This window comes from Neobacillus niacini, assembly GCF_036961885.1.
Lineage (GTDB): Bacteria > Bacillota > Bacilli > Bacillales > Cytobacillaceae > Neobacillus > Neobacillus niacini_H.
On record NZ_JBALNQ010000031.1, the window covers coordinates 1 to 19,390 of the forward strand.

Consider the following 19,390-nt stretch of genomic DNA (forward strand, 5'->3'; position numbering starts at 1 on the left):
TTTAGTTGCGTATAGCAGGGATTTAGTTGCGTATAGCCAAAACTAAATGTGGCTCGTTGACTTGATATCCCTTGGTTGCATACCTTTTCTAAAATCTATGAAATATTTGCGGTCTCTGAACGTTCCTTCACTTCTAAAATTCATACTTTGCAAGATACGATTTGCAGTGTATTTATCCTCAACCTGCAGCCACTCCCGGCACTCCCTATTCGTTATGCTCCTTTTAAAAATCAAAAACCATTCCTGCAGTTCCTTTACATGTGCCATGCTGTCGTTCCTATCGCAAAATTTACAGTGCCAGGTCCTTTTATGTTTAATCATCCCCAGCTTGCCGCACGTGGTACAACGCACGCCTGGTTGAAAGTCATTAAAGGGTATCTGATAGGACTCGCTGATTGGCTTAGGCACGTATGGGCGATGACTAGAGAGTAATTGACTAGACAGCCGTTTAAATGTGGATGGGTCCAGCTTCTTCCCTTCCTGTGGCAGCCCCTTAATAAAAGGTGGAATCATGTTAGGAAATAGGATTGTGGTATCTGAAGGAGGGACGGCGACAATTTGTTTCGGGTAGGCTAGGACTACTGCACCAAAGAGAGGTAATTGAATATTTCTAGCAGCAAGCCATAAAGACAATAGTTCGGTATTGCGCTCTAGCTGTGTGACGGGACTTTCATATGAGTTTATTTGCCCATTGTCCTTCGTTTGGATGAGTTGTGGCGGATGATCCTTGAATTCTAGGCTGCCGCTAATATTTTTGGTTTCAAGCAAAACGCCAAAATTGGGAGTCTGAATAAAGTGGTCAATTTGAAAAGTGCTGTCTGAAGCGAGAGATAAATCGTGGAAAATGTGGTTCTTAAGTGGAAAAGTATAGCTTCTAAGTACCTCTGCTACCCTCTCCTCGCCGCTAATCCCAGCTTCAATCGAAGCTTGTTTCGCGGATAAAGTAGACTGCATGGTATGATTTGCAGGTAATCGACCTTGGGCAGCAATTAGCCCTTTTAACGTAAGTGAATCAGATCTTTCTTTCATATTTCACCTCCACATGTATCCTAGCACAACCATCACCCCGCGGTACATAGATTTCAAAATTTTGTAAAAAATAAGGATTGACCACTGTAGTCAATACGGAGTAAACTATGATTGACTACACTGGTCAATCATAAACCGAAAGGAGGCTGCCACGTTGATTTCGAAGTTTTTAAGCCTAGATATTGAAAAGAGAGATCGAATTATTAATGCAGCCATAAAAGAATTTGCCCAGAAGGGTTATGATAGCGCCTCAACCAATGAAATTGTCAAAGAAGCGAGCATTTCAAAAGGGCTTTTATTTCATTATTTTAAAAACAAAAAGCAGCTATTTTTCTTTCTATTTGATTATTGCTATAACATCGTTGCCGATGAGTTTTATAAAAAGGTCGATCTTACAGAAAGAGATTTTTTTAAAAGAATCCGCCAAGCCGTGCAGATAAAAACGGAATTGCAAGCGCAATACCCGGATATCTTAACCTTTATCCAAGAGGCCATGATACAGGATTCAGCAGAAATAAAAGTGGAACTTGATAAAAAGATACAAGAACTAAACGCTGTTAATATCAACCTCGTCTATGAGGGTATTAATTTATCAAAATTCAGAGATGATGTCGATGTCCAGAAGATCTTAAAGATTATTGCCTGGACCTTCGAAAAAATGAGTGACGAAGAGTTACTTAAAGCGAAAATGGTGCCCAATCACAAAATTGATTACGAAAAAGTTTATATGGAAGCCGAAGAATATTTTGAGATTTTCATTAAATGCTTTTATAAATAGGAGGCTGTGACGATGAATGTGATTGAGATTAAAAATCTAACAAAGACTTACGGCAAAGCTAGAGGAATAAGTGACGTCAGCTTTCATGTCGAGGAAGGTGAGATTTTTGGGTTTATCGGGCCAAACGGCGCTGGGAAATCGACCACCATCAGAACCCTCCTATCCCTCATTTATCCAACCAGCGGCAGTGCAATGATTTTTGGTAAGGACTGTGTCCAGTTTGCACCAGAAATTAAAAAGGAAATTGGCTACCTGCCATCTGAAGTATTTTATTACGACAATATGAAGGTTAAGGATCTATTAAACTATTCAGCTAGTTTTTATAAAAAGGATTGCCGGAAGAGAATAAAAGAGTTGGCGGAAATCATGGATTTAGACCTCAACAAAAAAATTGATGACCTTTCTCTGGGAAATAAAAAGAAGGTCGGAATTGTTCAAGGTCTGCTCCACTCACCAAAGCTTATTATTCTTGATGAGCCGACAAGCGGCTTAGACCCGTTGATGCAGCAGAAATTCTTCGAGCTATTAGAAGAAGAGAACAAAAAAGGTGCGACGATTCTATTTTCCTCTCATATTTTAACCGAGGTCCAACGGCTGTGTAACCGGGTGGCGATTATTAAAGAGGGCAAGATCGTTACCGTTGAAAAGATTAGTACCTTAAAAGAAAATACCTATAAAAAGTTCAAAGTAGAAACGAAAGCAAAGCTTGACAGCAACTACTTTAACCTAGAGGGTGTAAATAAATTAGAGGTAAAGGATAACCATACAAGCTTCCTATTTAAGGGGAATATTAACGATGTAATGAAAAAAATTGCAGACATTGAAATTACGAATCTATGGATTGAAGAGCCAGACCTAGAGGAGATCTTTATGCATTATTATGAAAGTGAGGCATAAAAACCATGAATATAATGTTGCATGAATTGAGGGCATATCGGAAGTCTACCATCATTTGGATGGTATCGCTGGTTGGGGTTGCGGCGCTCTTTATGTCATTTTTCCCTTCTTTTACAAAGGATACAGAAGATTTTACCAAGCTGCTTGAGGGGTATCCGGTGGAGCTTCGAGAGGCATTTGGGATTAATCTAGATAATTTCTTTTCCATTCTAGGATTCTATTGTTATGGGCTATCGTTTGTTACGCTGTGCGGTGCGATTCAGGCCATGAATCTGGGTACAAGTATTATCAGCAAAGAAGTTAGGGAAAAAACAGCCGACTTCTTACTAACAAAGCCTGTTACACGTAACGCGGTCCTTACAAACAAGCTGTTGGCGGCACTGATTTCCATCATCCTAACAAATATTGTTTATATTGTGGCTGCTACTCTGCTTGCCAATCAAGTAGCGAAAGAAGATTTTAGTGTTAAAATTTTCATCCTGCTTTCCTTGACCGTTTTTTTCGTACAATTGCTATTTCTCGCAATAGGTATCATCATTTCCGTCATCGTTCCAAGGATTAAATCGGTACTGACAGTTTCGCTGGCTGTCGTTTTTGCCTTTTACTTTTTAGGAATGTTTAGTGCAGATGAAGCGAAGCGGTATCTTTCTCCATTTAAATACTTTGATACGGCTTATATTATGGGAAATTCCAGCTATGAAACATCCTTTTTGATTATCGGAGCAATCATAATTATTTTAGCAATAGCTGCTAGTTATTACATTTATGGAAAAAAGGATATTCACTCGGTATGACGCTGCCAAAGGAGGAGTGATGATAATGAATATATTTTTAAAAGAAATGAAGTCACATCGGAAGTCCCTGCTATTTTGGAGTATTGGCGTTTTTCTCATGGTCGTATCGGGGATGTTTAAATATGAGAGTTTATCTTCTTCTGGTCAGCCGATGAATGAAATGCTGGCGGGAATGCCAAAATCGCTGCTGGCAGTATTAGGAATCGGTGAATTTGACATTTCAACACCAAGCGGTTATTACGGGTTACTGTTTATTTATTTGCTATTAATGGCAACCATTCATGCGGCGATGCTCGGGGCAACGATCATTGCAAAAGAGGAACGGGATAAAACCTCAGAGTTTTTGTTCGTTAAGCCCGTTTCAAGAAATACGATTATTACTGCAAAATTAATGGCAGCCTTCGTCAATATTTTGATTTTCAATCTTGTTACACTCGTGTCATCCATCCTATTAGTTGGAAAATACAGTGCTGGCGGAGTGGTTACCGGTGATATAACAATCACCATGGCGGGTATGTTTATTGTGCAAATATTGTTTTTGGTAATCGGCAGCTCCCTCGCAGCAGTGAAAAGGAAATCGAAAACAGCTGCTTCCTTAGCAACGGGAGTTCTTTTGCTTACGTATGTTCTTTCGGTGGCAATTGATTTAAATGAAAATATCGAGGGCTTGAAATACCTTACCCCATTTAAATACTTTGAGGCAAAAAATGTGATGTTTGGCAATGGTTTTGAGCTAAGTTTTGTGCTCTTGTCCACTGTATTGATTGCAGTCCTTACGGTGGTAACCTATGTCTTTTTTAAAAAGCGCGATTTAAGTGTGTAAGAATTTTTAATAATGTAGCGATAGTGGTAAAATGGTTAAAACTGAATTTGATTAAGGAGGAAATAACCATTATGCAAAATGAAAACACTACATTGCCACCAAAAACTTGCTCGATTGAACGACTCGTCACCATGGAAGCAGATGTTAAAAAGGTACTGGCAGGAGAAAAGACTGCAACCCGCCGAAACGGAAGGTACGCTGATCCAGGCGAAATCATGACATTGGAAGGCCGCCAATTTGTAGTTGAACGCGTATATTCGCAAAGCTTGGGAGAATTAACCGATGATGATGCACGCCGCGAGGGCTACCCTACGGTTGAAGAGTATAAACAAAGTATTCTTTCCTACCATCCAGGAATGCCTTGGCTTCCGCAAATGCGTGTTTGGGTTCATGAATTCCGCGCTGTTGAAGAATAAGTAAGAGTACGAGTTCTTTTTATAAGGACTCGTACTTTTTTTGCTATAATATCCTTATCGAAATTCTAAGGATTTCCAGGTTGGGGTGGAAAAGGCATGGGGTTTTTATCAAAATACATAAAGAAATATTGGAAGTTTTTTAGCTTAGCAGTTTTATTTTTAACCTTTGAGGCGCTTAGTGATTTAATGATGCCGACGATTATGGCAAAAATAATTGATATTGGTGTTGCAGGGAGAGACTTGGATTATGTGTTGAAAATGGGCGGAGTCATGCTGCTTATTACCATATTTGGCGCAGTCTCGGCATCGATTAGAAGCGTTCTTGCCAGTATTGTTTCTCAAAGCTTTGGCGCGGAGTTGAGATCTGATTTATATAAGAAGATTCAAACTCTATCATTTGAAAATATTGACCGCTTTGAGCGCGCATCATTAATCACCAGATTGACGAATGATGTGACACAAGTGCAGGTTTTTGCGAATGGACTCATGCGAATTTTTGTGAAATCACCGCTTTTAGCGATTGGCGGCTTAATCATGGCAACTCGACTAAATCTTCATCTATCTGTTGTGCTGGCTGTTGTTGTTCCGATTGTTGCCTTATTTATCGTAATCAATCTACGCCTTGGATTTCCTCTTTTCTCAAAGGTTCAGAAGGCGTTAGATCGCCTCAATGGCGTAATGCGTGAGTATTTATCTGGGGTCCGTGTGGTCAAAGCGTTCAACCGCTTTGATGTCGAAGTGAATAAATTTGAAAAAACAAATGAAGAATTCAAGAAACAATCGATATCTGCAACAAGGCTAATGGCTGTGTTCAGCCCTGCCATTATGCTTGCGGTTAACCTTGGGATTGTTGCTGTTCTTTGGATTGGCGGCTATGGTGTTACCAATGGCAATGTTCAAGTAGGTCATATTATTGCCTTTATTAACTACATGACGCAAATTCTTTTTTCATTGATGATGATTTCGATGGTATTTAATATGTTTGTCCGTGCGAAAACGTCAGCCGTAAGAATGGGTGAAGTATTTGCACTTGAGGACGACCTGACCTGGAAAAGTGATCTAAGCGAAGCCCCAGTTGAGAAAGGCAGGATTGAATTTAACCATGTCTCCTTTGCCTACGAAGGGACTAGTGGTGAACCTGTGTTGAAAAATATTACTCTTACCTGTCTGCCAGGGGAAACCGTTGGAATTATTGGTTCGACCGGTTCGGGGAAAAGTACGCTGGTCGGCCTGATTCCCCGCTTCTATGATGTGAGTGCAGGAAATATTAAGGTAGACGGTGAGGATATTCACCTCGTTGACCCTAAAAGACTTAGAGAAAAAATTGCCTTCGTCCCGCAAAAAACGATTCTTTTTACCGGAACTGTCGAGGAAAACATTAAATGGGGAAAAGAAGATGCCTCAATGGAAGAAGTTGAACAGGCAGCGAAGATTGCCGGGGCGCATGACTTTATTACCGCATCACCTGAAGGGTATCAAACAAGAATTGGGCAAGGTGGAGTGAACTTCTCCGGAGGTCAAAAACAGCGGCTCTCAATCGCAAGGGCATTAATTAAGAATCCTGAAATTTTAATATTAGATGATAGTACTAGTGCAGTTGACGTCACGACAGAAGCAAGAATTAAGGCTGGATTAAAAAAATATGCAAGAAGTCTTACCTGCCTCTTGATTGCCCAGCGGATTACCTCGATCATGGATGCGGATAAAATTGTTGTCATGGACCACGGGGAAATCGTCGGGATTGGCAAACATGAGGATTTATTAAGGGACTGTAAGGTATATCAGGAAATCTATCAATCACAGGTCGGCCAGGAGGTGGCACTCTAGATGGTAAAGGCAGCAGATCGAACCCAACATACACCGCCGCCTCTTTCTATCCCGGGTCGGCCAGGAGGTGGCGGCAATCGCCGGGGGGCTCCAGTTGTAAAACCAAAAAACTTTAAAGAAACGATGCAGCGATTATGGCATTATTTTGGCAATGAGAGAAAAATGCTCGGGATTATCTTTATGTTCATCTTTTTCAGTGCTGCGCTATCCTTGCTGTCTCCTTTTTTAATTGGTAAAGCCGTAGACGCTATTAGCCTTGATACTAAAGTAGATTTTAATTTTCTAGAGTTAATGGTCATGATCCTGATTGGGGCCTTTATTTTAGATGCAATCCTTACCTTTATGCAGGGCTGGTTGATGGCTGGGGTCTCACAGCGGATTGTGAAGCGATTGCGTGCTGCGCTTTTTAAAAAGCTGCAAAAGCTGCCAATCTCGTTTTTTGACAAGCGGACACATGGTGAATTAATGAGCAGACTTTCAAATGATGTCGATAATGTCAGCAGTACGATCTCTCAATCAACGACCCAGCTGATGTCAGGCGTTATTGTCATTAGCGGTTCATTCATTATGATGCTGATCCTGAGTCCGATATTGACGGCGGCAAGCTTACTAACGGTTCCCCTCGTCTTTTTGTTAACGCGTACGATTGCCAAAAGAACGAGTGTATTGTTTAAAAACCAGCAAATACAACTCGGAAAGTTAAATGGGCAAATAGAGGAAACCATATCAGGAATTGAGGTAGTAAAAGCGTTCAACCATGAAGATAAGGTGATAGCCGAGTTTGAAGAGGTTAATCAGAATCTGCGTGAGGTCGGCCTTAAGGCGCAAATTTGGTCAGGCTTTCTTATGCCAATCATGAATGTGATCAATAATTTAGGCTTTGCCATTGTAGCGGTGACGGGCGGATTCCTTGCAGTAAAGGGCATGGTTACAATCGGTGCAATTGCTAGCTTTATCACCTACTCACGGCAGTTTGTCAGACCCCTAAACGACCTTGCTCAAATTTTTAATCTGTTGCAGTCAGGTGTTGCAGGAGCAGAGCGGGTTTTTGAGATTCTTGACGAGCAGGAAGAAACTGACGATGTTAAGGATGCCGTTGTGTTAGCTAAGCCAAAAGGTCATGTTGTTTTTGAAAAGGTTAGTTTCGGCTACCGTGGCGATGTTCCTATTTTAAAAGATGTTAGCTTTGAATCTAAAATAGGCAGCAGTACGGCATTAGTAGGGCCGACAGGAGCAGGAAAAACAACGATTGTGAATCTGTTGACAAGGTTCTATGATGTGACTGAGGGCAGAATTTTATTGGATGGCCGTGATATTAGAGAATACACACGTGATAGCTTGCGAAGCTGTTTTGGCTTTGTTCTCCAGGATACCTATTTGTTTTCGGGCACCATTAAGGAAAATATTAAGTATGGAAAGCCTTCAGCAAGTGATGAAGAAGTGATAACAGCAGCAAAAATGGCTAATGCCGATCCGTTTATTAGACGTTTGCCCAATCAGTATGAAACAAAGCTATCGGAAAATGGCGGCAACTTAAGCCAGGGACAGCGTCAGTTGATAGCCATTGCCAGAGTGATTTTAGCTAAGCCATCTGTACTGATATTAGATGAGGCGACGAGCAGTATTGATACGCGTACAGAGATCCATATCCAAGAAGCGCTGCTAACCTTAATGGAGGGACGGACTAGTTTTATTATCGCCCATCGGCTGAATACGATCCGTGACGCAGATGCAATTATGGTGATTGAAAATGGGAAAATTGTCGAAAAAGGAAATCATCGTGAGCTTATGGACCAGCAAGGAAAGTATTATAGTATGTTTTTTAATCAGTTTAGTAATGTTGAAAGTGCAGCAGATAAATAAATTGATTACACAAGGGAATAATGTAAACGAAAAAAGGGGGATGGGCATGAAAAAGAAAATTTCTAGCCGGAGATTGCTCTGGGTTTCAGGGACGGGTTGGATGTTTGATGCAATGGATGTAGGTATGCTTTCCTTCATTATTGCAGCATTAAGTGTAGAATGGCATTTAACTCCCCAGCAGATGGGGTGGATCGGAAGTATTCAATCCATTGGGATGGCTGTTGGGGCACTCGTTTTTGGTTTAATGTCAGACAGAATTGGCCGGAAAAATGTTTTTATTATTACATTATTAATGTTTTCAATCGGAAGCGGGATTTCAGCATTTTCAACAACACTTACCATTTTCCTAGTGTTACGGTTTTTTATTGGTATGGGACTTGGCGGCGAGCTGCCGGTTGCATCGACACTTGTTTCTGAAAGTGTACCTGCTGAAAAACGAGGGAAGATTGTTGTCTTACTGGAAAGCTTTTGGGCAGCGGGTTGGTTGATTGCTGCAATAATCTCATACTTTATCATCCCGAGATATGGCTGGTCGACGGCCTTGTTAATTAGTGCAACACCTGCTTTATATGCATTATATTTACGGATTGGTTTACCGGATTCACCAAGATTTGAGGCAATAAAAGCGAAAGAAAAGATTTCTGCGTTTCAAAGTCTAGCTAATCTATGGACAAGTGAGTACCGCCGCCGTACAACGATGCTTTGGATTGTTTGGTTCTGTGTGGTCTTCTCCTACTATGGGATGTTCTTATGGCTTCCAAGTGTAATGGTATTAAAAGGGTTTAGTCTTATCAAAAGTTTTGGTTATGTTTTGATTATGACTCTTGCCCAATTGCCAGGCTATTTTACAGCAGCATGGTGTATTGAGAAGTTCGGAAGAAAATTTGTCTTATCGGTTTATTTAATTGGAACAGCGCTTAGTGCGCTTCTATTTGGAAATGCGGAATCAACGGCACTGTTAATCACTTCCGGTATTCTTTTATCATTTTTTAATCTGGGTGCATGGGGCGGATTATATGCGTATACACCGGAACAGTATCCAACTGTTATTCGGGGAACTGGTTCAGGATCGGCGGCGGCATTTGGCCGTTTAGGCGGAGTACTTGGACCTTTATTGGTCGGTTATCTGGTGACACAAGGTACTCCCATTTCTACGATCTTTACAATCTTTTGTATATCCGTATTCGTGGCTGCCCTTGCGGTAATCTTCTTAGGAAAAGAAACGAAAAACAAAGTATTAATATAATGTTTAAGAACAAGAGGTTGCCACTTAGGTGCCTCTTGTTTCTTTTTCAAACACGCCTTCCTTTAACACTTTAACGCAAAATAAACTATATGGATGCAGGGAAAATACAATTTATTAATATTTCAGAATTATATTAAAATAAAGTACTAGACGAAATGAGAATAATTTTGTACAATGTTTTCAGAATATTATCTTTTTTTAAACAACTCATGTAAAAAACAACCTGTCTAAAGGGGAATTTTATTCGAAAATAGGGGGGTATAGAAAATGAGGAGAAAAAAGCTGGCAGGAATTTTTATGTCGTTCATGGTGGCAGCAGGTGTATTGGCAGGATGTGGTTCAGCAAGTACAAGCGGTGAAAAAGATGATGAAACGATTAAAATTGGTGCCAACCTTGAACTTTCTGGCGGGGTAGCCTCATACGGTCAGTCGATTGAAGAAGGTTTAACATTAGCTATTGAAGAAATCAACAAAGATGGTATTGATGGGAAGAAAATAAAGCTCGTAACATTTGATAACAAATCAGATGCTGCAGAAGCAACAAATGGTGCAATTAAATTAATCAGTCAAGATAAAGTATCTGCTATTGTTGGTGCTGCAACAAGTACAAATACGTTAGCGCAAGTGGAGATTGCTCAGAAAAATAAAACTCCGTTAATCACGCCAACTGGAACAAACTCAACCATCACATTTAAGAATGGCGTCCTCAATGACTTTGTATTCCGTACTTGTTTCATTGATCCATTCCAAGGAACGGTAGCGGCTAACTTTGCTTCAAATGACCTTAAAGTAAAAAATGCAGCGATCATCATTGACAGTTCAAGTGATTATTCAAAAGGCCTTGCAGCCTCTTTCCAAAAGTCCTTTGAAGGTAATGGCGGTAAGATTGTTGCTGAAGAGGCATATGTAGCAAAGGATACAGATTTCAACGCGATACTAACAAATATCAAAGCAAAAAACCCAGATTTCGTATTCCTTCCAGGTTTTTATGAAGAGGTTGGCTTAATTATCAAGCAAGCACGCGCACTTGGAATCGATGTTCCATTCATGGGCGGCGATGGCTGGGATTCTCCTACTCTAGTAGATATTGCGGGTGGCGATCCATTAAACAATACATTTATCACCAACCACTATTCTTCTGGAGACTCTGATCCGAAAGTACAAGATTTCGTAAAAGCGTTCGAAGGTAAATATAATGGAAAATCTCCGGATGCCTTTGCAGCATTAGGTTATGACACAGGTTACTTTATTGCCGATGCGATTAAGCGTGCTGGCAGCAGCGATCCGGAGAAAATTAAAAAGGCCCTTGAGGAAACAGACGGACTTGGATTGGTATCAGGTGATTTGAAACTTGATAAAAACCATGACCCGATCAAAGCAGCAGTTATCTTAGAATACAAATCCGGCAAGCAGGAATTTAATACAAAGATAAATCCATAACCCACTGCAGCTAGACAAAATTATATAGAAAAAGTGAATAGGGAGAATGGATGTCTCCCTATTTTATTTAAAAGATATTTTCCTATTTTAGGGGGAGACTAGACATGGAATTTTTACAACAGCTTGTGAACGGGGTGTCTTTAGGCAGCATCTACGCATTGATTGCCTTAGGTTATACAATGGTCTACGGAATTGTAAAATTAATTAACTTCGCTCATGGAGACATCTTCATGGTCGGCGCATTTATTGGCTTTTATTCGATTACGATATTAGATTTAGGCTTTTTCCCTTCTTTACTTATTTCGATGGCAACCTGTGCAATCTTAGGAGTTCTAATTGAAAGAATTGCCTATAAACCATTGCGAAATGCCACTAGGATTGCGGCATTGATTACCGCGATTGGGGTTTCCTTGTTGATTGAATATGGAGTGATCTATATCCGCGGTGCTCAGCCAGAAGCGTATCCTGGTGATCTAATCCCAGCAACAAGCCTAGAATTCCTAGGAGTGAAAGTGAGCAGTCAGTCAGTATTGATTTTAGGTACCTCAGTTGCCTTAATGATCTTACTGCAATTTATAGTACATAAAACAAAGATTGGAAAAGCGATGCGTGCCGTTTCTTATGATATGGATGCAGCAAGGCTTATGGGAATTAACGTAAACAATACGATTTCAGCGACCTTCGCGATTGGTTCGGCATTAGCAGGCGCAGCGGGTGTTGCATTTGGGATGTACTACACAAAAATTGAACCCTTAATGGGAATTATCCCAGGACTTAAAGCCTTCGTTGCTGCGGTATTAGGTGGTATTGGCATTATTCCAGGTGCAATGGTTGGCGGCTTATTACTCGGCGTCATTGAGTCACTAGTGAGTGCTGCTGGGTTCTCCTTATGGCGTGATGGTGTTGCATTCGTTGTCCTAATTCTAATTTTGATTTTCCGTCCAGCCGGATTGTTCGGCAAAAATGTACGGGAAAAAGTGTAAGGGGGTACGGCGATGAATAATCTAAAGCACGCAAAAGGTTTTTGGTCATCAATCGTTTTAGCCATTGTTTTTGGAGTGGTCATGCAATTTTTAATTACCGGTGAAATTATTAACTTCTTTTATGTCAACACTCTGTACTTTATTGGGATTAACATTATTCTTGCGGCGAGCTTGCATTTGATTATTGGTATTACTGGGCAGTTTTCGATTGGACATGCCGGCTTCCTTGCGGTTGGAGCTTATGCCTCTGCGATTATTACGATGAAATTAGAGCTTCCCTTCGCATTAGGTCTAGTAGCAGGCGGAGTTGCCGCGGCCTTTGCTGGTTTAATTATTGGTATCCCGACACTTAGGCTAAAAGGAGATTATCTAGCCATTGCCACCCTTGGTTTTGGTGAAATCGTTAGGATTGTCTTTTTAAATATTGATTATGTTGGCGGCGCAAGCGGGATGACTGTTACCCAGCTGACAACTTGGCCATGGATATTTGCCAGTATTCTTCTGACTCTTGTTGTGATTAGAAACTTTACCAATTCCACACATGGACGAGCCTGTATTTCGGTTAGAGAAAATGAAATTGCAGCAGACGCCATGGGAATTAACACTACTTATTATAAGGTCATTGCCTTTGCGATTGGTGCGTTTTTTGCGGGTGTTGCCGGCGCCTTATATGCACACAACTTTTTTATTATCCAGCCGACAAACTTCGGTTTCTTAAAATCCTTTGATATCTTAATCTTTGTTGTTCTAGGCGGATTAGGAAGTCTTTCAGGGGCAGTACTTTCAGCCATCCTGCTGACCATTGTCTCAACCTTCCTGCAAAGCTATCCTGAGCTGCGAATGATTATATATAGTTTAGTATTGATACTCATGATGCTTTACCGTCCACAAGGAATAATGGGAACAAGAGAATTGACCTCATTATTTAAGTTTGGAAAGTCGGCAAAAGGAGGAGTCAACGATGACGGCAAAAACACCGTTGCTTAAAGTGAATAACGCAGGCATCCGTTTTGGCGGATTAAAGGCCGTTTCAGACGTGAACCTCGAATTAAAACAAGGTGAATTAGTGGGCTTGATTGGACCAAATGGCGCCGGGAAGACAACGTTTTTTAATCTATTAACGGGCGTATACATTCCTACTGAAGGCAGTATTGAATTAGACGGTGATAAACTAAATGGACTAGCACCCTATAAGATTACGAAAAAAGGGATAAGCCGAACGTTCCAAAATATCCGTTTGTTTAATGAATTATCAGTCCTTGATAATGTTAAGGTTGCATACCATTCCCTTGCTAAGCATTCGATTCTCAGTTCGATCCTCCGGCTGCCTAAGCACTTTTCAGAGGAAAAGTATATGGAGGAAAAAGCGATCGAGTTTTTGAAAATCTTTCATTTAGATAGTGTAATGCATGAAACTGCAAAGAACCTGCCGTACGGACAGCAGCGCCGTCTTGAAATTGCTAGAGCACTGGCTGCAAATCCGAAACTATTGCTTTTAGATGAGCCAGCCGCCGGTATGAATCCCCAGGAAACAGAAGAATTAATGAATTTAATTGCCTTAATTCGTAAAAAGTTTGATCTAACGATTTTATTGATTGAACACGATATGCTCCTGGTAATGGGTGTATGTGAACGAATTTATGTGCTTGACCACGGTCAATTGATAGCAGATGGGACTCCTGAGCAAATCAGAAATAACCCGAAAGTCATCGAAGCGTATCTTGGAGAGGAGGTTTCGTAATGCTGAAAATCGAAGATATCAATGTCTTTTATGGTAATATTCATGCTTTAAAGGGCGTTTCTCTCACTATTAATGAAGGGGAAATTGTTACCTTAATTGGTGCGAATGGAGCAGGAAAAAGCACACTATTAAAAACAATTTCTGGATTACTTAAGCCCAAAGACGGTACGATCCTATTTGAAGGACAATCGATTTCAGGAAGGGTAGCTCAAGCAATTGTCAAACAGGGCCTTTCTCATGTTCCTGAAGGGCGTCGTGTTTTTGCTAATATGACGGTAGAGGAGAACCTTGAACTAGGGGCCTATTTACGTAAGGATAAACAAGGGATTAAAGAGGACTTTGAGAAGGTCTACCACTTGTTCCCGCGTCTTCTCGAGCGGCGTAAGCAGCACTCTGGTACGTTATCAGGCGGTGAGCAGCAGATGCTTGCCATGGGCAGAGCCTTAATGGCACGCCCAAAGCTCTTATTATTAGATGAGCCCTCCATGGGGCTTGCTCCCCTTTTAGTAAAAACGATCTTTCGAATTATTGAAGAAATCAACAAGTCAGGCACTACGATTCTATTAGTAGAGCAAAATGCAAATATGGCGTTATCGATTGCAGATCGTGCCTATGTCATCGAGACAGGAAAAATCGTCCTATCCGGTTCTTCTGATGAGTTAAATCAAAGTGATCAAATTAGAATGGCTTACTTGGGTGGACATTAAAAAAGGCGTGTGAGAATAACCTCACACGTCTTTTGGTTATATTTTAGCTTTCTCTTGTTGTGTTTCTAATTTAAATTGATGACGAAGTTTTGGCTGGAGAGCATGTTTGATCTTTCGTACATATTCCTCATAAAGCTGCTCTAATCCAACTAATGCTAATGAGAAGAAGTTCGCGTAATTCTTTTGAACCTCCCATTTTAATTCGTTCTTTCCACAAATACTATATTTATTTAATTCTTCAATTTCCTTTTGAATTTTGGCTAATTCTATTTGCTGCTGTTCTTCAGGAAGAGAAAGTACATAATCGATTTTTTCAATATAAGCTTGCGACTTCTCGATTTTCCCTTTAATTTCATCGTGGCCAGCTTGGTCAATTAGGCCATACTTGAGTTTAAACTCGTTTAGCTTTTGTGCAGAATCATACGTGGACCTGACAATGTCATCACGAGTCATTTGCGTTGTTTCATAGCTGAGCATGTGCTTCCACGATGGCTGGGTGATCGCTTTGCGGTGGTCCTCAAGGGTGTGACAGAACTTCTTAAAGCCATGCAGTTCAGGATTTTCAAACGCTGGGCTTGCAGGGTCAAGGAACGGTGCAAGCGGTGCTACAAAGTAGAATAGTCTAGGGTCTTGATTGCAAGCAAGATGAAGTTCTTCACAGAAATCAATGTTTTCCATTGCACTCTGGTAGGTTTGACTAGGAATACCAGTCATAAAGAACAAATCGATTTTCTTCGCACCATGCTTTAAGGCAAAGTTCAACGTTTCAATTACTTTAGGGTTGGTACAGTTAAATTTTCCATTGTAACGTCTAATTTTTTCATCATGGGTTTCAAGGGTAATCTCAATGCTGTATTTTGAACAGCTTTCATTCATCATCTTAAAGTAATCCTCGCCTGCATATTGGAATAATTCAAAGACGATTTCATTTTTGAGATTAAGCTCTTTAAGACGACTGAAAAACTCTTTTACATATTCGCGGCCGCCCTGGCGCAGGTCATGCAGGATAAAGATAGGTGCCCGGCTGAAGCGTGAAATAAATTGGATGTCTTCGACAAGCTTTTCTGGTGAACGTAAAGCCAGAGAACTTCTTCCGCAGTTTTGATCATAGGCATCTTTTGAACCACCACAGATAAGGCAGTTTTGCGAACAGCCTCTTGCTGTTAGTAAAGCGGTATTCGGATATTGCAGCCAGCCATTGTATGGCAGGGGATCAAGAAAATTGCGGTATTTAAACACTGATCGGACGGTATAGCGATAGCCTGGTACGTCAATATCATCTAAATCCTTTGGTACATAAGTGAGAGGGTTGTACCCGATTTCGGTACCCTTTTTCCAAGTTAAGTTAGGAATGTCAGCATAGTGCGTATTTCCAAGCTCCAATTTATTCATTAACAGAAGTGTAAGCTTTTCCGTTGAGTCACCGCGCAAAACGAAATCAATGAATGGATATTCAATTAACTCTTTATGATAATAGGTGGCTGATAGACCTCCAAAGAGCATCGGTGTATCCGGGTGGAGTTTTTTCACTATTTTAGCTAGTTCAATACTGCCGTGTGCATGTGGCAGCCAGTGAAGATCGATTCCAAACATTCGCGTTTTGATATTTTTAAGTTTCTTTTCGACATCAAATTTTTCACTCATCAGCATTCGGTTTGCAATATTGATAATTTTTACACGGAGTCCGTACCGTTCTAGATAGTCAGCAATACTGGTTAAGCCGATTGGGTACATTTCAAATACTGGTGATGAAGGTACAACATCGCTAATGGGACCTGCAAGCAGGGAATTTTTCCGAAAGTCATAAACACTTGGTGCGTGTAAAAGAACTAAATCATATTTCATATAAGCCACCCTTTTCAACTTAATTATGTTTATATTAGTTATTGTGAAATATTTCACATGTTTTCCTAGATTTAAACGTGGCAAAATAATAAACCAGATAATTTTAGCCAGAATCCATATCTGTATTATTCTTCTAACTAATTTAATTTTACTATAATAAGGGATTAATAGAGTGACAAACGGGTGACAACAATGTGGAGATTCCGTGGAAACATGGTAATACAAAAGTAGTACGGTAAATAATCCTTTTGCAGAATAGGAAATGAACGATTCCTTTGCCATAATAGTAAAAACAAACCTAAAAGGTTTGTCCCCAGTATCGGTCAGTGAAAGTCATTGGACCGGTCTGGGTTTTTTGGCGAAAATAAAAATTTTCCAATTAACCTACTAAAAAATAACTTATTAACGAAGAATGTATTAGGTACATTTTTAACAGAATATTTAAAATTTAATGTTAGGGGGAGGGATGGATGATTGAGTCTTCGGCCTTACAGATTAAGGAACGTCGGTCAAAGCTTTTTTTACTGGTCATCTCGTGTATTGGCGGCTGGATATTTGTACAACAAGGTTTATTAAAATTAGCAGAAATAAATCAGTCAATGATTTTAGTTCTTTTGGTTTTTTTCTTATTCATTGTTGAATTGTTTCCCCTTCCTGTATGGAAGGGAACAATCGCCATTTCCTTCCCGCTTGTCTATGCTATTTATGTTATGGAAGGTCTGGGCTACACCATCTTTACGTATGCACTTGTTGTTTGTGCTGTAAATTTGTTCAGGAAACGTCCGCTTAGGATTGTTTTTTTTAATCCCGCTTTGTTAATCATCAGTTTTTATTTTGCCTATGTAATTGGTGATCAATTGTTTTCGCATTACGGAACAGATGGAAAGCCAAGGGTGCTGATAGGCATCATTCATTTCATCTCTATTATGGTTCCTTTTTACGGGTTAAATAATATAATTGTCGATCTCCTACTAATGATTAGGCCGCAAACCTATAATTTTCGGGATTGGAGGCAAAAAACAAGGCAGGAAGTTAATAGTTTGGCCATTTCTTTTATCTACCTCTTTTTCTTTCATCTTTTTGGGAATCAAAACAGAGGTGAAATCGATGCTATCTCTTTTTTTTTCTTCTTTTCCCCCCTTGTGTGCTTTGCCTTATTAAGTTCGATCATTGCGAATTTAAAAAGGGAAAAGGCTAAACTCAAAGCGCTGTTTAGTATTTCTTCCGAACTAAATAAGAAAATGGCTGCTACTGATTGGCTTGATTTTTTGAAGAATAATTTAAAGGAATTTATTGATGTCGATGCATGGGTATTGTTAATAAAAGATGGGGATAGTTGGAATCTAAAGTTTGCTGCAGGTTTAGCTAAAGAAAACATATATTTAAATGCTGAAAGGATTCAGGGTTTCAATAGTATAAAAAGTTTAAGAGTTTATCCAAATACAAAAGAGACAGGGGGTCCTGCTAATGGGTTATTGGACCCTGAAATTCGTTCTTTATTATATGCACCTTTATTGTTGGAGGAGGAGATCGTTGGACTATTTATCTTTGGCAGGAGTCGGACAAAAAGTTTTGTTGAGGAGGATAAGCAGGCGGCTGCTACACTTGCGAATCAATTAGCTGTATTAATAAAGACGAGGTGGCTGATTGCTGAACAAGAAAAAAGGTTAATCTTAGAGGAAAGAAATCGGATTGCCAGAGATATCCATGATGGAGTGGCACAATCACTTGCCGGAGCGATTATGAATCTTGATACAGCTGATCGAAAATTCTTGAAAACACCTGAAGAGGCTCGAAAGTTAATGATTGAGAGTACTGTGAAATTGCGAAAGTGCCTTAAAGAAGTAAGGGAATCTATTTATGCCCTCCGTCCATACCCAACAGAAAGAGAAGGTCTTTTAGCAGCAATAGCTACAAAAATAAATGCCATCCAACAGGAATCCAATGTGCCTATAAAATTAGAAACAAGAGGACCAAAGTTCCAGCTCAGCCCGATGGCGGAAAAAATTATTTTTGATATTTTCCAAGAAAGCACCCAAAATGCACTGAAACATGCAGAGGCAACAAGGATTGATATTTTACTTAGCTTCCAAAAGGAGCATGTCCTCTTAAAAGTAAAAGACAATGGAAGTGGATTTTCACTTTTTCAGGCGATGATTAAGGCACGAAATCATCCTCATTTTGGGATATTACACATGAACGAAGCGGCTGAAAAGGTTCAAGCATCGCTGCAGGTAGATAGTAAAGAAGGGACAGGTACAGAGATCACGCTTACGGTACCGAGAATGGGCATAGAGGGGGCGTTAATCCATGATAAAGCTTATGCTGGTCGATGACCATGCCGTATTGAGGGATGGTCTAAAAAATATAGTGGGTATGGAATCTGATATTCAAGTAGTTTGTGAAGCAGTAAATGGAATGGAGGCATTTGGAAAGGTAGAAGAATTCAGGCCGGATGTCATTCTAATGGATATCAATATACCCGAAAGGAATGGGATTGAAGTTACCGGATTGATAAAAGGAATTTATCCTTCTATAAAAATATTAATCTTAACCATGTACAATCATGAAGAATATTTCCTTTCGGCCATTCGTCAGGGTGCAGATGGATATTTATTAAAGGATGCACCTTCAGATCATGTTATAGATGCGATTCGTGCAGTAGCGAAGGGACAATCTGTTATTCATCCTTCCATGACCAAAAAGTTCTTAAACTTTTCTTCACCGAAAAAAGAGAATCCGGCAGTGGAAAAGAAGGAGTCTTTGCTGACAGAAAGAGAAAAGGATGTACTTCTCTGTCTTGTAAAAGGAATGAATAACAAAGAAATTGCTCAAAATCTTTTTATTAGTGATAAAACAGTAAAAATCCATGTAAGTAATATTTTTAGAAAACTGGAAGTGAAAAGCCGCTCACAGGTAGTGATTTATGCCGTGCAAAATCAGTTAGTGCCATTATCTTGAGACGACCAGCAATAGCCTGGTCGTCTAACTTTTGGGCCAG

The 19,390-nt window shown here is 40.0% G+C and carries 17 protein-coding genes; 15 read left to right on the forward strand and 2 right to left on the reverse strand.

The features are described from left to right. Positions 1-42: 42 nt before the first annotated feature. Positions 43-1,029, reverse strand: coding sequence for a nuclease-related domain-containing protein (locus V7124_RS14655; RefSeq protein ID WP_335490288.1), 987 nt, complete (start codon positions 1,027-1,029; stop codon positions 43-45). A 154-nt stretch (positions 1,030-1,183) separates the two neighbouring features. Here V7124_RS14655 and V7124_RS14660 point away from each other — a divergent pair, with 154 nt between their 5' ends. The 13 genes from V7124_RS14660 (at position 1,184) to V7124_RS14720 (ending at position 14,544) form a co-directional block, all read left to right on the forward strand. After that, positions 1,184-1,807 carry a TetR/AcrR family transcriptional regulator gene (locus V7124_RS14660; protein WP_335490291.1) on the forward strand — a complete coding sequence of 208 codons (624 nt, stop codon included), beginning with the start codon at positions 1,184-1,186 and terminating at the stop codon, positions 1,805-1,807. Between the two features lie 12 nt (positions 1,808-1,819). After that, positions 1,820-2,704, forward strand: coding sequence for an ABC transporter ATP-binding protein (locus V7124_RS14665; RefSeq protein WP_335490294.1), 885 nt, complete (start codon positions 1,820-1,822; stop codon positions 2,702-2,704). 5 nt (positions 2,705-2,709) lie between these two features. Next, positions 2,710-3,498, forward strand: a complete 789-nt coding sequence (locus V7124_RS14670) for an ABC transporter permease (protein ID WP_335490298.1) — start codon at positions 2,710-2,712, stop codon at positions 3,496-3,498. Positions 3,499-3,523: 25 nt separating this feature from the next. Continuing rightward, positions 3,524-4,321 carry an ABC transporter permease subunit gene (locus V7124_RS14675; RefSeq protein ID WP_335490301.1) on the forward strand — a complete coding sequence of 266 codons (798 nt, stop codon included), beginning with the start codon at positions 3,524-3,526 and terminating at the stop codon, positions 4,319-4,321. Between the two features lie 71 nt (positions 4,322-4,392). Then, positions 4,393-4,737: an ASCH domain-containing protein gene (locus tag V7124_RS14680; RefSeq protein ID WP_335415063.1), complete on the forward strand. Its 345-nt coding sequence runs from the start codon at positions 4,393-4,395 to the stop codon at positions 4,735-4,737. A 96-nt stretch (positions 4,738-4,833) separates the two neighbouring features. Next, a complete protein-coding gene (locus V7124_RS14685) occupies positions 4,834-6,564 on the forward strand; it encodes an ABC transporter ATP-binding protein (RefSeq protein ID WP_335490304.1) in 1,731 nt (576 codons plus the stop codon). Continuing rightward, entirely contained in the window at positions 6,565-8,427 is a 1,863-nt protein-coding gene (locus tag V7124_RS14690) for an ABC transporter ATP-binding protein (RefSeq protein ID WP_335490307.1), read from the forward strand. Positions 8,428-8,467: 40 nt separating this feature from the next. Further along, positions 8,468-9,673, forward strand: a complete 1,206-nt coding sequence (locus V7124_RS14695; protein ID WP_335490363.1) for an MFS transporter — start codon at positions 8,468-8,470, stop codon at positions 9,671-9,673. A gap of 267 nt (positions 9,674-9,940) precedes the next feature. After that, positions 9,941-11,113 carry an ABC transporter substrate-binding protein gene (locus V7124_RS14700; RefSeq protein ID WP_335415073.1) on the forward strand — a complete coding sequence of 391 codons (1,173 nt, stop codon included), beginning with the start codon at positions 9,941-9,943 and terminating at the stop codon, positions 11,111-11,113. Positions 11,114-11,217: 104 nt separating this feature from the next. Then, a complete protein-coding gene (locus V7124_RS14705) occupies positions 11,218-12,096 on the forward strand; it encodes a branched-chain amino acid ABC transporter permease (RefSeq protein WP_335415077.1) in 879 nt (292 codons plus the stop codon). Between the two features lie 12 nt (positions 12,097-12,108). Then, complete coding sequence (locus tag V7124_RS14710) at positions 12,109-13,083, forward strand: branched-chain amino acid ABC transporter permease (RefSeq protein WP_335490310.1); 975 nt, start codon at positions 12,109-12,111, stop codon at positions 13,081-13,083. Next, complete coding sequence (locus V7124_RS14715; protein WP_335490312.1) at positions 13,058-13,837, forward strand: ABC transporter ATP-binding protein; 780 nt, start codon at positions 13,058-13,060, stop codon at positions 13,835-13,837. The genes V7124_RS14710 and V7124_RS14715 overlap by 26 nt, the downstream gene beginning before the upstream one ends. Continuing rightward, positions 13,837-14,544, forward strand: coding sequence for an ABC transporter ATP-binding protein (locus tag V7124_RS14720; protein WP_335415086.1), 708 nt, complete (start codon positions 13,837-13,839; stop codon positions 14,542-14,544). The genes V7124_RS14715 and V7124_RS14720 overlap by 1 nt, the downstream gene beginning before the upstream one ends. Before the next feature lie 36 nt (positions 14,545-14,580). Here V7124_RS14720 and V7124_RS14725 read toward each other — a convergent pair whose 3' ends face one another. Next, a complete protein-coding gene (locus tag V7124_RS14725; RefSeq protein WP_335490315.1) occupies positions 14,581-16,389 on the reverse strand; it encodes a TIGR04190 family B12-binding domain/radical SAM domain protein in 1,809 nt (602 codons plus the stop codon). 470 nt (positions 16,390-16,859) lie between these two features. Here V7124_RS14725 and V7124_RS14730 point away from each other — a divergent pair, with 470 nt between their 5' ends. Together V7124_RS14730 and V7124_RS14735 are read left to right on the forward strand one after the other, a co-directional pair. After that, entirely contained in the window at positions 16,860-18,725 is a 1,866-nt protein-coding gene (locus V7124_RS14730) for a GAF domain-containing sensor histidine kinase (RefSeq protein ID WP_335490318.1), read from the forward strand. Further along, complete coding sequence (locus tag V7124_RS14735; protein WP_335490321.1) at positions 18,700-19,350, forward strand: response regulator transcription factor; 651 nt, start codon at positions 18,700-18,702, stop codon at positions 19,348-19,350. The genes V7124_RS14730 and V7124_RS14735 overlap by 26 nt, the downstream gene beginning before the upstream one ends. Positions 19,351-19,390 lie beyond the last annotated feature (40 nt).

Excerpts from the sequence above, each read along its gene's own strand:
- V7124_RS14655 (WP_335490288.1), bottom strand. The coding sequence starts at position 1,029 with ATGAAAGAAAGATCTGATTCACTTACGTTAAAAGGGCTAATTGCTGCC.
- V7124_RS14665 (WP_335490294.1), top strand. The coding sequence starts at position 1,820 with ATGAATGTGATTGAGATTAAAAATCTAACAAAGACTTACGGCAAAGCT.
- V7124_RS14670 (WP_335490298.1), top strand. The coding sequence starts at position 2,710 with ATGAATATAATGTTGCATGAATTGAGGGCATATCGGAAGTCTACCATC.
- V7124_RS14675 (WP_335490301.1), top strand. The coding sequence starts at position 3,524 with ATGAATATATTTTTAAAAGAAATGAAGTCACATCGGAAGTCCCTGCTA.
- V7124_RS14680 (WP_335415063.1), top strand. The coding sequence starts at position 4,393 with ATGCAAAATGAAAACACTACATTGCCACCAAAAACTTGCTCGATTGAA.
- V7124_RS14685 (WP_335490304.1), top strand. The coding sequence starts at position 4,834 with ATGGGGTTTTTATCAAAATACATAAAGAAATATTGGAAGTTTTTTAGC.
- V7124_RS14690 (WP_335490307.1), top strand. The coding sequence starts at position 6,565 with ATGGTAAAGGCAGCAGATCGAACCCAACATACACCGCCGCCTCTTTCT.
- V7124_RS14695 (WP_335490363.1), top strand. The coding sequence starts at position 8,468 with ATGGGCATGAAAAAGAAAATTTCTAGCCGGAGATTGCTCTGGGTTTCA.
- V7124_RS14700 (WP_335415073.1), top strand. The coding sequence starts at position 9,941 with ATGAGGAGAAAAAAGCTGGCAGGAATTTTTATGTCGTTCATGGTGGCA.
- V7124_RS14705 (WP_335415077.1), top strand. The coding sequence starts at position 11,218 with ATGGAATTTTTACAACAGCTTGTGAACGGGGTGTCTTTAGGCAGCATC.
- V7124_RS14710 (WP_335490310.1), top strand. The coding sequence starts at position 12,109 with ATGAATAATCTAAAGCACGCAAAAGGTTTTTGGTCATCAATCGTTTTA.
- V7124_RS14715 (WP_335490312.1), top strand. The coding sequence starts at position 13,058 with ATGACGGCAAAAACACCGTTGCTTAAAGTGAATAACGCAGGCATCCGT.
- V7124_RS14720 (WP_335415086.1), top strand. The coding sequence starts at position 13,837 with ATGCTGAAAATCGAAGATATCAATGTCTTTTATGGTAATATTCATGCT.
- V7124_RS14725 (WP_335490315.1), bottom strand. The coding sequence starts at position 16,389 with ATGAAATATGATTTAGTTCTTTTACACGCACCAAGTGTTTATGACTTT.
- V7124_RS14730 (WP_335490318.1), top strand. The coding sequence starts at position 16,860 with ATGATTGAGTCTTCGGCCTTACAGATTAAGGAACGTCGGTCAAAGCTT.
- V7124_RS14735 (WP_335490321.1), top strand. The coding sequence starts at position 18,700 with ATGATAAAGCTTATGCTGGTCGATGACCATGCCGTATTGAGGGATGGT.